The organism is Streptococcus mitis (assembly GCF_047465045.1).
GTDB classification, from domain to species: Bacteria; Bacillota; Bacilli; order Lactobacillales; family Streptococcaceae; genus Streptococcus; species Streptococcus mitis_DT.
This window is the reverse complement of record NZ_JASHAR010000013.1, coordinates 49,009-63,729: the sequence shown is the minus strand read 5'-3', so window position 1 is coordinate 63,729 and position 14,721 is coordinate 49,009. Positions and strand designations below refer to the sequence as shown.

General features: G+C 38.5%; 15 protein-coding genes. 10 read left to right on the top strand and 5 right to left on the bottom strand.

The genetic code is table 11. From position 1 onward, the window contains the following. The first annotated feature begins 259 nt into the window (after positions 1-259). Both QM409_RS07720 and QM409_RS07715 read left to right on the top strand, forming a co-directional pair. The gene (locus tag QM409_RS07720) at positions 260-1,066 is read left to right on the top strand and encodes a hypothetical protein (RefSeq protein WP_261240926.1); all 807 of its coding nucleotides are present in this window, start codon (positions 260-262) and stop codon (positions 1,064-1,066) included. 21 nt (positions 1,067-1,087) lie between these two features. Next, on the top strand, positions 1,088-2,335 hold the full coding sequence (locus tag QM409_RS07715; protein WP_261240927.1) for a toxic anion resistance protein: 1,248 nt from the start codon (positions 1,088-1,090) through the stop codon (positions 2,333-2,335). A gap of 184 nt (positions 2,336-2,519) precedes the next feature. On the opposite strand, the gene rpmG is transcribed toward QM409_RS07715, so the two are convergent. From rpmG to QM409_RS07695, 4 genes are all read right to left on the bottom strand, one after another. Beyond that, positions 2,520-2,669, bottom strand: coding sequence for a 50S ribosomal protein L33 (rpmG, locus tag QM409_RS07710; protein ID WP_001265622.1), 150 nt, complete (start codon positions 2,667-2,669; stop codon positions 2,520-2,522). Positions 2,670-2,684: 15 nt separating this feature from the next. Continuing rightward, positions 2,685-2,867 (bottom strand): 50S ribosomal protein L32, encoded by a 183-nt coding sequence (gene rpmF, locus QM409_RS07705; protein WP_000290417.1) that lies wholly within the window; start codon positions 2,865-2,867, stop codon positions 2,685-2,687. 151 nt (positions 2,868-3,018) lie between these two features. Then, entirely contained in the window at positions 3,019-3,219 is a 201-nt protein-coding gene (locus QM409_RS07700) for a PTS ascorbate transporter subunit IIC (protein ID WP_000796544.1), read from the bottom strand. Between the two features lie 2 nt (positions 3,220-3,221). After that, a complete protein-coding gene (locus QM409_RS07695) occupies positions 3,222-4,229 on the bottom strand; it encodes an SPFH domain-containing protein (RefSeq protein WP_101782270.1) in 1,008 nt (335 codons plus the stop codon). A gap of 191 nt (positions 4,230-4,420) precedes the next feature. Here QM409_RS07695 and QM409_RS07690 point away from each other — a divergent pair, with 191 nt between their 5' ends. From QM409_RS07690 to ilvD, 6 genes are all read left to right on the top strand, one after another. Further along, entirely contained in the window at positions 4,421-6,451 is a 2,031-nt protein-coding gene (locus QM409_RS07690) for a BglG family transcription antiterminator (protein ID WP_023947575.1), read from the top strand. A gap of 3 nt (positions 6,452-6,454) precedes the next feature. Then, positions 6,455-6,739, top strand: a complete 285-nt coding sequence (locus tag QM409_RS07685) for a PTS sugar transporter subunit IIB (protein ID WP_000912476.1) — start codon at positions 6,455-6,457, stop codon at positions 6,737-6,739. 12 nt (positions 6,740-6,751) lie between these two features. Next, positions 6,752-8,098, top strand: coding sequence for a PTS ascorbate transporter subunit IIC (locus QM409_RS07680; RefSeq protein WP_414305427.1), 1,347 nt, complete (start codon positions 6,752-6,754; stop codon positions 8,096-8,098). 3 nt (positions 8,099-8,101) lie between these two features. Beyond that, the gene (locus QM409_RS07675) at positions 8,102-8,959 is read left to right on the top strand and encodes a transketolase (RefSeq protein ID WP_261011414.1); all 858 of its coding nucleotides are present in this window, start codon (positions 8,102-8,104) and stop codon (positions 8,957-8,959) included. Further along, positions 8,956-9,888, top strand: coding sequence for a transketolase family protein (locus QM409_RS07670; RefSeq protein ID WP_261011415.1), 933 nt, complete (start codon positions 8,956-8,958; stop codon positions 9,886-9,888). Before QM409_RS07675 ends, QM409_RS07670 begins: the two co-directional genes overlap by 4 nt. Positions 9,889-10,118: 230 nt before the next feature. Beyond that, a complete protein-coding gene (gene ilvD / locus QM409_RS07665) occupies positions 10,119-11,822 on the top strand; it encodes a dihydroxy-acid dehydratase (protein ID WP_125454808.1) in 1,704 nt (567 codons plus the stop codon). 60 nt (positions 11,823-11,882) lie between these two features. On the opposite strand, the gene QM409_RS07660 is transcribed toward ilvD, so the two are convergent. After that, positions 11,883-12,224 carry a metal-sulfur cluster assembly factor gene (locus tag QM409_RS07660; protein ID WP_261021039.1) on the bottom strand — a complete coding sequence of 114 codons (342 nt, stop codon included), beginning with the start codon at positions 12,222-12,224 and terminating at the stop codon, positions 11,883-11,885. Positions 12,225-12,347: 123 nt separating this feature from the next. Between QM409_RS07660 and rgg the strand changes: the two genes are divergently transcribed. Together rgg and QM409_RS07650 are read left to right on the top strand one after the other, a co-directional pair. Further along, entirely contained in the window at positions 12,348-13,199 is an 852-nt protein-coding gene (gene rgg / locus QM409_RS07655; RefSeq protein WP_414305428.1) for a quorum-sensing system transcriptional regulator Rgg, read from the top strand. A gap of 197 nt (positions 13,200-13,396) precedes the next feature. Then, complete coding sequence (locus QM409_RS07650; protein ID WP_414305429.1) at positions 13,397-14,644, top strand: transporter; 1,248 nt, start codon at positions 13,397-13,399, stop codon at positions 14,642-14,644. Positions 14,645-14,721 lie beyond the last annotated feature (77 nt).

Below are 14,721 nucleotides of genomic sequence, written 5' to 3'. Positions count from 1 at the left end.
GCGATGAAATCAAGCATGAGTAAAACCAGTGGAACTTACCCTGACACGGATTTCCACTGGTTTTTACGATTTTTATCAGACTAACTTCCACTTCTACTAGCGGTGGAATTTACTTTGGGAATTTAGCCACTGAAATTAGCACACACGCTGCTAGTCTCCATTCTACAGCAAAGAAATCAACTCTTTTCTAGGGGATTTCCGCCCTCATTTTTGTCTTTTGTGCTAAAATAGACTTATAAATTGAAAATAAGGAATGTTTATGAAATCGGGTAATGGTTTTTGGAAAGGATGTCTCTATTTTTGGGGCTTCCTGTTCTTGTTGGGACTCTTGGTTCAATATGCTCTTCCGCTTGCGGCTTGTGTCCTACTGGGTTATGGCGGTTACCGTCTCTACAAACGTTGGCGTTATCCTCTTTTGCAGGATCGTTCTCTCGATGATCGGATTGAGCTTTTAAAAGCTAGGATTCGCCAGGCGGACAAAGATATTCAGCAACTAGAGGGAACTTTAGTAGAAAAAGGCTCAGAGTCCTATAAGAGTTTGGCCAATCAAGTATTAATCGAACTGCGGGAAATTCATCAGGAGGCGGATCGTCTCAAGTCCTATATCGATGCTGATGTCTACAACCGTATTGACAAAAAGGTTCGTACAGTACGGGCGAACATTGATGTTCAGCTAGAACATTTGGATAGAGAAAGTCAGGTAGATCTTGAAAATGCGGAGCCAGAGGAATTAGCTCCAGAATTGTCTCAGACTTTGGCTAATATTGCTATTGATCATCAGGCTATTTTAGACAAGATTGCTACCTCGGCTGAGGGTGATAAGGAAGAATTGACTGCTATTCATAGTTTGAAGATGGAGAAATTCCAAACGATTTTAGAAGGCTATTTAAAGATTAAGGCCAATCCTAAAAACTATAATCGGGCAGAAGAACGCTTAGAGCAAGCTAAAGCAGCTATCGAACAATTTGACCTTGAACTGGACCAGGTGTTGAGAGAACTCAATGAAACAGATATGCGTGATTTTGATATCAGTCTGCGTATCCTAGAAAAAGATCGTAAAGAATAGGTTAGAAATAAAGGAGTAACCATGACAGAATTTAATTTTGATATTGACCAGATTGCCAATAATACGGTAGCTAAGGTGGATAAGACAACTCAAATCATTGAGACAAATACGGGCTCAGACCAGACCTTGACCTTCCTTGAGAAGTTGAGCCCTGAGCAACAAGAAGGAATCAAGGCGCGCGTGCCCCAGTTAGTAGACCAGTTTGTCACCAATCAAAATGCTCTTTTGGATTTTGGACAATCTGCTGTAGAAGGTGTGAATAATACGGTCAATCGTATCTTGTCAGAACAAAAGAAATTACAGATTCCCCAAGTGGATGACTTACTCAAGAATACCAACCGTGAGTTGCAAGGTTTTGTCGTCAAATACAAGAACGCTGAAATTGCTGAGTTAGAAGAAAAGCCAAACTTTTTGCAACGATTGTTTAACAAGAGCAAGAATACCTTACAGGAATTTTACTTTGACTCAAAAACAGTGGAGCAAAAGCTCGATGGCATGGCTGCTGCAGTGGTCAAGCAAGAAGATGTCTTAGCTCGAAATATCGTTTCAGCTGAGATGTTGATTGAGGACAATACTAAATCCATTGAAAATCTAGTGGGAGTGATTTCTTTTATCGAAGCCAGCCAGACAGAAGCTGGTAATCGCGCTGCAGAATTGAAAGCTCAAGCTGATCAACTCGACACAAGTACGGTAGAATACCAGACCAAGTCACAAGAATTGGCCCGCATGGCTGAAGTGGTCAATACCCTCGAACAACAACACACCGAGTATGTCAGCCGTCTCTACGTTGCCTGGGCAACAACACCTCAGATGCGTAATCTTGTGAAGGTGTCATCTGATATGCGTCAAAAATTGGGCATGCTTCGTCGTAATACCATTCCAACAATGAAACTTTCGATTGCCCAACTTGGTATTTTGCAACAATCTATGAAATCAGGTGTTGTGGCAGATGCCATTGTCAATGCCAACAATGCTGCCCTTCAGATGCTAGCCGAAACCAGCAAGGAAGTGATTCCACAGATGGAACGAATTGCCCAAAGCCCGACAGTCGCTGTTGAGTCTGTTACCAAACTGGCTGAAAGTCTGGTCGCTCAAAACCAAGGTATCGTCGCTGCCATTGAATTGGGACGTCAGAAACGTGCCCAACTAGAAACAACCATCGTCAAGTCCGCAGAAATGATCAACGATTCTGTCAAACTGCGCGATGAGAAAATCGTCCAAGCCCTTCTAGACCAAGGAAAGGCCGCTCAGAAAGAAGTACAAGAATAACACACAAGTCCCCTGTAATATAGATTTGCAGGGGATTTTAGATTCTTTCTATATATTAGAGCCTCTATTTTATTTCACAAAAAATGTAGTCATTCGGTTGATTTTTATTGCAATGTACTGAAATTAACAAAAAGAAAAAACGCTGATTAAGCGTTTTTCTTCTGTATTGATTCGTATTGAATGCTTACTTAACTTCTGTAAACACAACGTGTTTGCGAAGTTTTGGTGAGTATTTCTTCAATTGAAGACGGTCTGGAGTGTTACGTTTGTTTTTAGAAGTAAGGTACAAGCGTTCACCAGATTCTTTGTGTTCAAGTGTAATATTTACGCGCATGGTATCTCCCTTCTATTATTCAGCTGATGCAGCTTTAGCGATTTTACGTCCTTTGTAGTATCCTTTAAGTGATACACGGTGAGAACGTGAGTAATCTCCAGTAGTTTCGTCAAAGTTTACAGATGGAGCTGTTACTTTGTAGTGTGTACGACGTTTGTTTTTCTTCGCTTTTGAAGTGCGACGTGCAGGTACTGCCATTTTGATTTCTCCTTTAGGTATTTATATTCGATTCAATCTACTGATTTTCATCAACCATACTAGGATAACACATTTTTTTTGTAAAGTAAAGTTACTTGACAAAAAAAGATGAAAAAATTCTTCTGTCAGACCTAGCAGACAGGAAAAGATGTTAAATATCAATCTCAAATGGTTCGTCAATGGTTTCTGATACGTATTTTCCGTCTTTTTTCCGTTGCTTGACACACTCTGTGAGGAGATATTCGATTTGCCCATTGACTGAACGAAAGTCATCTTCTGCCCATGATGCGAGTGCAGCGTATAACTTTGTTGAGAGTCGAAGGGGAATCTGCTTTTTTTTAGCTTCAGCCATCTTTAGTAAAGACTTCCTGTGTTGACAATTGGTTGTGCATCATGATTGCCACAAAGAACGACTAGGAGATTTGAAACCATGGCAGCTTTTCGTTCTTCGTCAAGCTCTACCAATTCCCCTTCATTAAGCCGTTCTAGTGCCATTTCGACCATTCCTACAGCACCATCTACAATCATCTTACGGGCATCAATAATGGCAGAAGCTTGTTGACGTTGAAGCATAACAGCTGCAATTTCTGGAGCGTAAGCTAGGTAAGTAATACGCGCTTCAAGGATTGCCAAGCCAGCATCCTCAACACGACTTTGGATTTCTTCACGAATACGGTTAGCCACAATTTCGCTAGAGCCACGGAGACTACCTTCGTCTGCTTGCCCGTCACCCGTAGTATCTACATTAGGAGACACATCGTAAGGATAGATGCGGACAATATTACGGAGGGCGCTATCACATTGTAATGAAAGATATTCTTTATAGTTATCAACGTTGAAGACTGCCTTAGCGGTATCGACAACTCTCCAAGTTACCGCGATACCGATTTCTACAGGGTTTCCTAGACAATCATTGATTTTTTGACGGGAATTGCTCAAGGTCATAACTTTGAGGGAAATCTGTTTCTTGCCAATTTCAAGATTTACATCATTGCCATTTGATGATTTCATCCCTGAAAAAGGAGATTTCGTGCTAACGTCACCACTTTGACCAAGTCGGGTGTGGTTTGCAGGGTTAACTGCTACGCTGAAGGGATTGACAAAGTAAAAACCAGGTTCTTTGATGGTACCTGTATAGTTACCAAAAAGGGTCAAAACCAGAGCTTCCTGAGGTTTGACAACTTTTAAGCCAGTATGAGCTAGGCCTGCAATTAAGCTTAATAAAAGTCCGATAATAATTCCAAAAATGTTTTCCGAACTAGCACTCATTATAAGTATAAAGACACCAAGTACGAGTGTCAACTCAATGAGAATCAATGCGAATACACCATTTGGTTTTGAATTGATGAGTTTTTCAGTCATAAGAATGACCTCCTGTTATATGATATCTAAATGATATCATTTTGTTTTTAAAAGTCAATAGAAAGTTGAAAAATAATTACTAAAAAGTTTCAGCCCAATAATTACTTGTAGTAGGTGAGATTATATTGTGCTGAAATACTCTTTTATTCTTATAACTTTTACACTATAATTGTAGTTAGAAAGGGAGAGAAATGTTTGATTATAGAGCACTAGTTATTTTGATGACTTTGATGGATCATTGTGAGCTATCATTATATGAATTATCTGTTAAGGTGAGCTTACCTATAAAGGAAGTCAAAGAAGGAATAGATTATTTAGTGCCTTATCTAGCTAATAAAGGGATAGTGCTGGATAAAAAACAAGGTCGCTATAGTTTATCAAATCGTACGAAGCAGTCTTTGACAGATATTATTAAGTCGGATGAATTGGTTTTACCAAAGTCGACTCGCTTAGCATTAATCTATCTTTACACTTTTTGCCGATTAGATTTTATATCGAATAATCATTACCAAGACTTTTTGAAAGTAAGTAAGAATACAACCTTATCTGATATTCAATCATTAAGAAAGATTATGTTAGATAATGATTTGGAGCTAGGGTACAGTAGAGCAAAAGGTTATACTTTACACGGCTCAGAGTGGAATAAGCACCGTTTAGCTTTTCAAATGGTTAGTGAGTTGCTGGAATCCTCCATAGGGATTTGGGGGTTGGATTATGTTTTATCCAGTTGGGGGTATTCATTAACTTATGATTTGATTGATCAGGTAGTTAAAGATTATTATGAAAAGCTACAGATAGTACCTATTGTTAATCAATTAAAAGTTTGCCTTTTCGGTTTAGTATTCATTATATGTAGGTATCAAAGGGATGTTGAAAGAGTATGTCTTTCAGAGACATTAGTATCTCCTATTATTCAAGATATAACGACTATTTTATTAGATACAGTAGTTGATTTGGGAATTATAGATACGGTATTTTCAGAGGATGATTATCGCTATGTCACAGTTTTATTATCAAGTTGCTTTGAAGGTGAAGTAGATGTTGCTCCGGTTTACTTTAATCAATTAACAGAGGCTATTATAAGTAGAATGGAAGATATTTCTTTGTTACATTTTAAACAAAGAGAAGTATTGAGAGAAAATCTTCGCCGCCACCTTATACCGGCTTACTATAGATTAAAGTTCGGCTTACCTAGCTCAAATGAATATGTGTTGCATGTTAAAGAACATTATCCTGATTTATTTGAACTAGTAAAAGATTCTTTGACTCCCTTGATGGACGCTATTGACAAGCCCATACCTGATAGTGAAACAGCATATTTTGTTATCCATTTTGGAGGATATTTAAAGAAAGCAGACAATTTGCCTCAAAAATGTTATAAAGCAGCAATTATCTGTCCTAATGGAATTAGTTCTTCATTGATGATAAAAGAGAATCTATTAGCATTATTCCCTCAAATTGAGTTTATAGGAACCTCAAAGATTGATGATTTATATGCGAAAACTAGTAGTGACTATGATATGGTTTTTTCTACTATAAAGGTGGATACAGAGAAGCCAAATTATCTAGTTTCTGTTATGATGACGGAAGAACAAACAACACAGTTAGTTGAATTGGTATCAAAAGATTTCCCAGATACAGGTTATCGAGATATTGAGCTTAATCAGATAATTAGCATAGTAAGACGATATAGTGTAATCACACAAGAATTAGAGTTAAAATTAGCATTAAAGAGGTATCTCTATCAAGAAATGAACAGAAAGGAAGTGTTACCATTGTTAGAAGAATTAATTACAAAAGAAACTTATCAGGTTAGTTCGGAAAAATTAGGATGGAAGGAGGCAATTCGTTTAGCAGCTAAACCGCTTTTGGATCAACATAAGATAACTGAGAACTACCCTGAGGCAATGATTCAAAAAGTAGAAGAGTTTGGGCCTTTTATTAATTTAGGGAAGGGAGTAGCAATTCCTCACGCTCGGCCAGATGAAGGTGTGAATGAAATAGGAATGTCAATGTTAGTTTTGGAAGAACCGATTTATTTATTGGATAATCCAGAACAAGAGGTAAGATTGTTGATTTGTATTGCAGCTATTGATAATGAGAGTCATTTAAAGGCTTTGTCACATTTAACAACAATTTTAAGAGATAAAAATCATGTTCAAACTTTAATATCATCAAAAAACTATGATGACATTGAAATGATAATTAAACAGGAGGATTAGATAATGTTAAAAATTGGTACAGCTTGTGGTTCAGGATTAGGTTCAAGTTTTATGGTACAGATGAATATTGAATCTGTATTGAGTGATTTGAATGTTTCAGATGTAGAAGTTGAACACTATGATTTAGGTGGAGCAGATCCAAATGCAGCTGATATTTGGATTGTTGGTCGTGATTTAGCTGATTCAGCTAGTCATCTTGGAGATGTTCGTATCTTAAATAGTATTATTGATATGGATGAACTACGAGAATTAATTACTAAACTTTGTGAAGAAAAAGGACTTATTTAGGAGGCTAGCGTCATGATGAAGTTCATATTGGATATTGTTAGTACACCAGCTATTTTAGTAGCTTTAATTGCAATCTTAGGATTAGTTCTTCAGAAGAAGAAATTACCTGATATTATTAAAGGTGGAATTAAGACCTTTGTTGGTTTCTTAGTTGTATCTGGTGGTGCAGGAATTGTACAAAATTCTTTGAATCCATTTGGTACCATGTTTGAACATGCTTTTCATTTATCTGGAGTTGTACCGAATAATGAAGCAATTGTAGCTGTAGCTTTAACCACATATGGCTCAGCTACTGCAATGATTATGTTTGCAGGTATGGTATTCAATATCTTAATTGCTCGTTTTACTCGATTCAAATATATCTTTTTAACAGGGCACCACACTCTATATATGGCGTGTATGATTGCGGTCATTTTATCAGTTGCTGGCTTTACAAGTTTGCCTCTTATCTTACTAGGAGGATTAGCACTTGGTATTATTATGAGTGTTTCCCCGGCATTTGTGCAAAAATATATGGTTCAATTAACTGGAAATGACAAGGTGGCTTTAGGTCATTTCAGTTCTTTGGGATATTGGTTAAGTGGTTTCACTGGTAGCCTTATCGGTGACAAATCAAAATCAACAGAGGACATTAAATTCCCAAAGAGTTTAGCTTTTTTACGTGATAGTACTGTTAGTATTACTTTATCTATGGCAGTTATTTACATTATTGTAGCTATCTTTGCAGGGTCAGAATATATAGAAAAAGAAATCAGTAATGGTACAAGTGGTCTAGTTTATGCTTTACAATTAGCAGGTCAATTTGCAGCAGGTGTATTTGTTATTTTAGCAGGTGTTCGCCTTATTTTGGGTGAAATTGTTCCAGCCTTTAAAGGTATTTCAGAGCGTCTTGTACCTAATTCAAAACCTGCTTTGGATTGTCCGATTGTTTATACTTATGCACCTAATGCAGTCCTAATTGGATTTATCTCTAGTTTTGTTGGTGGTTTAGTAAGTATGGCAATTATGATTGCTTCAGGAACGGTTGTCATCTTACCAGGCGTTGTGCCTCATTTCTTCTGTGGAGCGACTGCAGGTGTCATTGGGAATGCATCTGGTGGTGTTCGTGGAGCCACTATTGGAGCATTTTTACAAGGTATTTTAATTAGTTTTCTTCCAATCTTTTTAATGCCAGTTTTGGGAGGACTTGGTTTCCAAGGGTCAACTTTCTCAGATGCAGATTTTGGTCTATCAGGAATTATTTTAGGAATGTTGAATCAATTTGGCTCACAAGCAGGCATTGTTATTGGTCTTGTTCTTATTCTAGCAGTTATGTTTGGAGTATCCTTTATTAAAAAGCCATCTGCAAAGGAGGAATAAGGGATGATTTTAAGTGAAAATAGAGAAGATGAGTTAAGAAAATTTGCAACAAAAATCCGATTAAATACTCTTAGAACATTGAATCATCTTGGATTCGGCCATTATGGAGGGAGTCTGTCTATAGTAGAAGTTTTAGCAGTGCTTTATGGTGAAATAATGCCGATGACTCCAGAAATATTTGCGTCACGAGATAGAGATTATTTTGTTTTATCCAAGGGACATGCTGGACCAGCTTTGTACAGCACACTCTATTTGAATGGTTTCTTTGACAAAGAATTCTTACATTCTTTAAATACAAATGGAACCAAATTACCGTCTCATCCTGATAGAAATCTAACGCCTGGTATAGATATGACAACTGGCTCTTTAGGACAGGGAATTAGTGTTGCAACCGGGCTTGCATATGGTCAGAGAATAAGAAAAAGTCCCTTTTATACCTATGCTATTGTTGGAGATGGTGAGTTAAATGAGGGACAATGTTGGGAGGCTATACAGTTTGCTTCTCATCAACAGTTATCTAATTTAATTGTATTTGTAGACGATAACAAAAAACAATTAGATGGTTTTACAAAGGATATTTGTAATCCAGGTGATTTTGTAGAAAAATTCTCAGCATTTGGATTTGAATCCATTAGGGTCAATGGTTCAGATATTAGAGAAATTTATGAAGGGATTGTCCGATTAAAACAGTCAAATGATTCATCCCCTAAGTGTATTGTATTAGATACTACTAAAGGTCAAGGAGTTCGAGAGCTGGAAGAAATGAAATCCAATCATCATCTTCGCCCTACTGTAGAGGAGAGACAAATGTTAACTTCAGTTGTAGAAAGATTAAGTCAGGAATTGGAGGAAACAGAATGATGAGAAGTACGAAAGAATTACGACATGTGTATAGAGATTTCCTTCTAGAGGCTAACCAAAGTTATTCTGATATAGTAGTTTTAGAAGCAGATTTGTCAAGTTCTATGGCTACTAATAATCTTGAAAAGGACTTTGGAGACCGTTATGTGAATGTTGGGATCATGGAAGCAGAAATGGTCGGGCTTGCAGCAGGTTTATCTATTCAGGGGTTTAGACCTTATCTTCATACATTTGGCCCTTTTGCTTCACGAAGAGTATTTGATCAATTATTTATTTCTCTTGGATACGCACAATTGGATGCCACTGTGATTGGATCAGATGCAGGAGTAACTGCAGAAATGAATGGTGGGACACATATGCCATTTGAAGAAATTGGATTGTTACGTTTAATTCCTAAATCAATCATTTTCGAAGCAACTGATGATATCCAATTTCGTGAAATCTTGAACCAGACATTAGACTTAAAAGGACTAAAATATATTCGAACAATTAGAAAAGCTCCAGAGGCTGTATATCAAGGTGGAGAAGATTTTTCTAAAGGCTACATTGAGTTAAGACACGGTGAAGATGTTGTAATAGTTGCTTCTGGCATAATGGTTGCTCCAAGTATTCGAGTTGCGGATGAACTGTTTAAATTAGGTTATTCAGTAGGTGTGATAGATTTATTTAGAATCAAACCGATACCAGAACAGATAAAAACAATGTTAAGTGGAAAAACTATATTTACTGTAGAAAACCACAATCAGATAGGTGGAATTGGCAGTGCTTTATGTGAATTATTCTCTGATGATGGAATAACAAAAATTCATCGGATGGGTGTTCAAGAAAGATTCGGTCAAGTAGGGAAAATGGATTATCTTCTTAATGAATATGGTTTGAGTGAATCGAATATAAAAGAGAAAGTTCTAGAGTTTTATAATGCAAGATAGATGTTAAATACACTTATCTGAAAGAACTTCTGTAAAAATTACATTACGTTATTTAAAGCAAGCGGATTAAAAGCATATTCTGGTAATCAGAAAGTGCCCTGATCCGCTTTGTTGTTTTTAATTTAAAATGTTTATATGTGTATAGAATTTTCTGAAAATTCAAGAATTTTCTTCTGTTCATTGCCTTTAAAATGTGCTATAATAGTAAAAACTGAAATGGGAGGGATAAGATGACTGAATTAGATAAACGTCACCGCAGTAGCATTTATGATAGTATGGTTAAATCACCAAACCGTGCCATGCTTCGTGCGACTGGTATGACAGATAAGGACTTTGAAACACCGATTGTGGGAGTGATTTCAACTTGGGCGGAAAATACGCCATGTAACATTCACTTGCATGATTTTGGGAAATTGGCGAAAGAAGGTGTCAAATCGGCAGGTGCTTGGCCTGTACAGTTTGGTACCATTACCGTAGCGGACGGGATTGCCATGGGGACGCCTGGTATGCGTTTCTCTTTGACATCTCGTGATATCATTGCGGACTCTATCGAGGCGGCTATGGGTGGTCACAACGTTGATGCCTTCGTCGCTATCGGTGGCTGTGACAAGAACATGCCTGGTTCTATGATTGCTATTGCCAATATGGATATTCCAGCCATTTTCGCCTATGGTGGAACTATTGCACCGGGAAATCTTGATGGCAAAGACATTGACTTGGTTTCTGTTTTTGAGGGTATCGGAAAATGGAACCACGGTGACATGACAGCTGAGGACGTGAAACGTCTTGAATGTAATGCCTGCCCTGGCCCTGGTGGCTGTGGTGGTATGTATACAGCTAATACCATGGCGACCGCTATCGAAGTTCTAGGGATGAGTTTGCCAGGATCTTCATCTCACCCAGCTGAATCAGCTGATAAGAAAGAAGATATCGAAGCAGCAGGACGTGCTGTTGTTAAGATGCTGGAGCTTGGTCTTAAACCATCAGATATCTTGACTCGTGAAGCCTTTGAAGATGCCATCACTGTAACCATGGCTCTTGGTGGTTCTACAAACGCCACTCTTCACTTGCTTGCCATTGCCCATGCTGCCAATGTTGACTTGACACTTGAGGACTTCAATATGATCCAAGAGCGTGTGCCTCACTTGGCCGACTTGAAACCTTCTGGTCAGTATGTCTTCCAAGACCTCTACGAAGTTGGTGGTGTCCCTGCGGTTATGAAGTACTTGTTGGCAAATGGTTTCCTTCACGGAGACCGCATTACATGTACTGGTAAGACAGTTGCTGAGAACTTGGCTGACTTTGCAGACCTCACACCAGGTCAAAAAGTCATCATGCCACTTGAAAATCCAAAACGTGCGGACGGTCCGCTTATCATCTTGAACGGGAACCTTGCTCCTGACGGTGCGGTTGCCAAGGTATCAGGTGTGAAAGTGCGTCGTCACGTTGGTCCAGCTAAGGTCTTTGACTCAGAAGAAGATGCGATTCAGGCCGTTCTGACAGATGAAATCGTTGATGGCGATGTTGTCGTTGTTCGTTTCGTGGGGCCTAAGGGTGGTCCTGGTATGCCTGAGATGCTGTCACTTTCATCAATGATTGTTGGTAAAGGTCAGGGAGACAAGGTTGCCCTCTTGACAGACGGACGTTTCTCTGGTGGTACTTATGGTCTGGTTGTTGGACATATTGCTCCTGAAGCTCAGGATGGTGGACCAATCGCTTACCTTCGTACAGGCGATATCGTTACGGTTGACCAAGATACCAAAGAAATTTCCATGGCCGTATCTGAAGAAGAACTTGAAAAACGTAAGGCAGAAACAACCTTGCCACCACTTTATAGCCGTGGTGTTCTTGGTAAATATGCCCACATCGTATCATCTGCTTCACGCGGAGCCGTGACAGACTTCTGGAATATGGACAAGTCAGGTAAAAAATAAACTCAAAAAGCAAGCCAACTTCGGCTTGCTTTTTTTCATCTCCAAAAGTGATTTGCCTGCTTAACGAGGTGGCAGTCCAAGGGCAATACGGCCGTAGCGACTGATTCGTGTAATTTTCCAGGCAGGCGACCAGGTAACTTCAACCTTGACATCTTCAATACCCTCGATTTGTTTCAGACCTGCCACGATTTCGATAGGCAAACTTTCTGCGCAATCGCAGGCTGTATCGGTGAAGGTCATGACAATCTTGCAGAGACCTGTTTCATCCAGATTGATTTCATAAATCAACCCTAGATTGTAAACATCCAATTCCACATCTGTATCAAAAACCTTCTCTAGTTTTTCGATAATTTGGTCTTGTAAGGCCAAAGCGCGGTTGTTAATTTTGATATCCTCTCTCATTACAGTCCCTCCACGTGATAAATATCCTCTATTTTCTCATAATTCTGACAATTTGGCAAGTTTTTGATGAATTTTCTGAAAAATATGATAAAATGAAGAAAATACGGAATCAAGGGGAAGCCTATGGAGCAGATTGGAAAAGTCTTTAGACAATTACGAGAGTCAAGAAATATCTCGCTGAGACAAGCAACTGGGGGACAATTTTCGCCGTCCATGTTGTCCCGTTTTGAAACAGGTCAGAGTGAGCTTTCGGTGGAAAAGTTTCTATTCGCACTAGAAAATATATCGGCCAGTGTGGAGGAGATCCTCTTTCTGGCGAGAGGTTTTCAGTATGATACAGATTCTGAGTTGAGAAAAGAAATCATAGATGTCTTGGCTCCAAAGAATATAGCTCCGCTTGAGGACTTGTATCGCAGGGAGTATCAAAAGCATGCCCATTCTCAAAACAAACAGAAACATATTCTAAATGCCATTATTATCAAGTCTTATATGAAGAGCATGGACGAAAGGGTAGAGTTAACGGCAGAGGAAGGGAAAGTCCTTCATGACTACTTGTTTTCTACTGAGATTTGGGGAATCTATGAACTCAATTTATTCTCGGTCAGTTCTCCGTTCTTATCTGTTTCCCTTTTTACTAGATATGTACGAGAAATGGTCCGAAAATCTGATTTTCTAATGGAAATGTCTGGTAATCGAAACCTGTTTCACACTATGCTATTGAATGGTTTTTTAGCTAGCATTGAGTGTGAAGAATTTACTAATGCCTCTTATTTTAAACGTGTCATCAAAGAGCATTTCTACAAGGAAAATGAGACCTATTTCCGAATTGTCTATTTGTGGGCGGAAGGTCTCCTTGATAGCAAGCAAGGCAGAGTCAAGGAAGGTCAGAAAAAGATGGAGGATGCTGTCCGTATTTTTGAGATGTTAGGCTGCAACAAATCGGCAGATTACTATAGAAATACGACCGATTGTTGAATATCTGCAAACTAAGAAAATAATTTAAAATTTGAAGCGATAGAACTCTTACCCTCTCTCAGGTTATCAAAGAAGTTCTATCGTTTTTTTGCTTATTTTGTGTGTTGCATATATTCAAAAGTTTTCCCTTTCAATTTCTAAGTGATATACTATAGTCATACTTCATATAGGGATTATCACAAGAAGGGAGATTACCTATGAAACTATTGTTCAGAAATCAAGCTTATCGTCTTTTGACTTTGTCACGCTTCTTCAATGCCTTTGGTGCTTCGATTTTTAATCTGGTATTTATCGTCTATGCATCGACCCTACCACAAGCCTCTTTTGCGGTTGCTATGGCGAATATTGTCATGATTCTTCCGACCCTCTTTACAGTTTTTGTAGGGATTCGGGCAGATTACACAAGGGACAAGGTCAAATGGATGGTCTATAGCGGTTTGTTTCAGGCGGTTTTATTTTTTCTGGCAGCCCTGGTTGTTCAGCAAGCTAGTCTCTTTGCTTTTTCTATCCTGTGTTTAATCAATGTCATTAGTGATGTCATCAGTGATTTTGCAGGTGGTTTGCGCATGCCTCTTATTAAGGAAAAAGTAGCTGAAGATGATCTGATGGAGGCTTATTCTTTTTCCCAGTTCATCACCTATATTTCAGCTATTGGGGGTCAAGCTTTTGGAGTCTGGCTCTTAGGTCTATCGGTCAACAATTTTTCTCTCGTTGCGGGAATCAATGCCTGTTTTTTCCTCGCATCAGCCTCTATTCTCTTTTTAGGAAAAAGCAAATTAAGACTGTCAATGTCATCTGCTGATGGTGAATCACTAAAAAATGAGAAGCTTCCGATCAAAGACCAGTTCCTAACAATTTACCAAAATTTACGCCTTGTTTTTCTTAAAGGTGGACAGAAAAACTTTGGATTCATGATCTTTTCTGTCTTGCTTATCAATGCCTTGGGTGGTTCCTTAGGAGGCATCTACAATATCTTCTTGTTGAGCCATTCTCTCTTGAATTTTTCTTACACAGAGGCGTTATTTATCAGTCAGGTCGGCGCTTTAGTAGCAGTCATCATCAGTAGCCTTACGGGCAATGATTATTTTGGGAAGCAGTCCTTGCCTAGATTGATGATGTGGGTGACCGTAGGACTCAGTCTAGTTGGTCTAGCTAATTTATTCAATCAAGTCGTACTTGGTTTGCTATTTCTCTTTTTGACTCTGTATGTGTCTGGTAAAGTTCAACCAAAGATTAGTGCCATGCTCATGAAAAATCTAGCTCCAGAGGTTTTAGCTCGTACCAGTAATTTTTTAGGTCTCTTGTTTACCCTATCCATACCTGTGGGAACAGCCTGTTTTTCACTTGTAGCTGTATGGAATATACAGTTGACTTGGATGCTATTTGTTGGTCTTTCCTTGTTAGCTATTCTTTTGACAGTTATTAATCTTAAAAATGATATTTAAATCCTAATTTTTTTCTCACTGTTTTAATCCCCTTATTTATGGTAAAATAAGACTATTAAGTTTAAAGAGGATTCCCT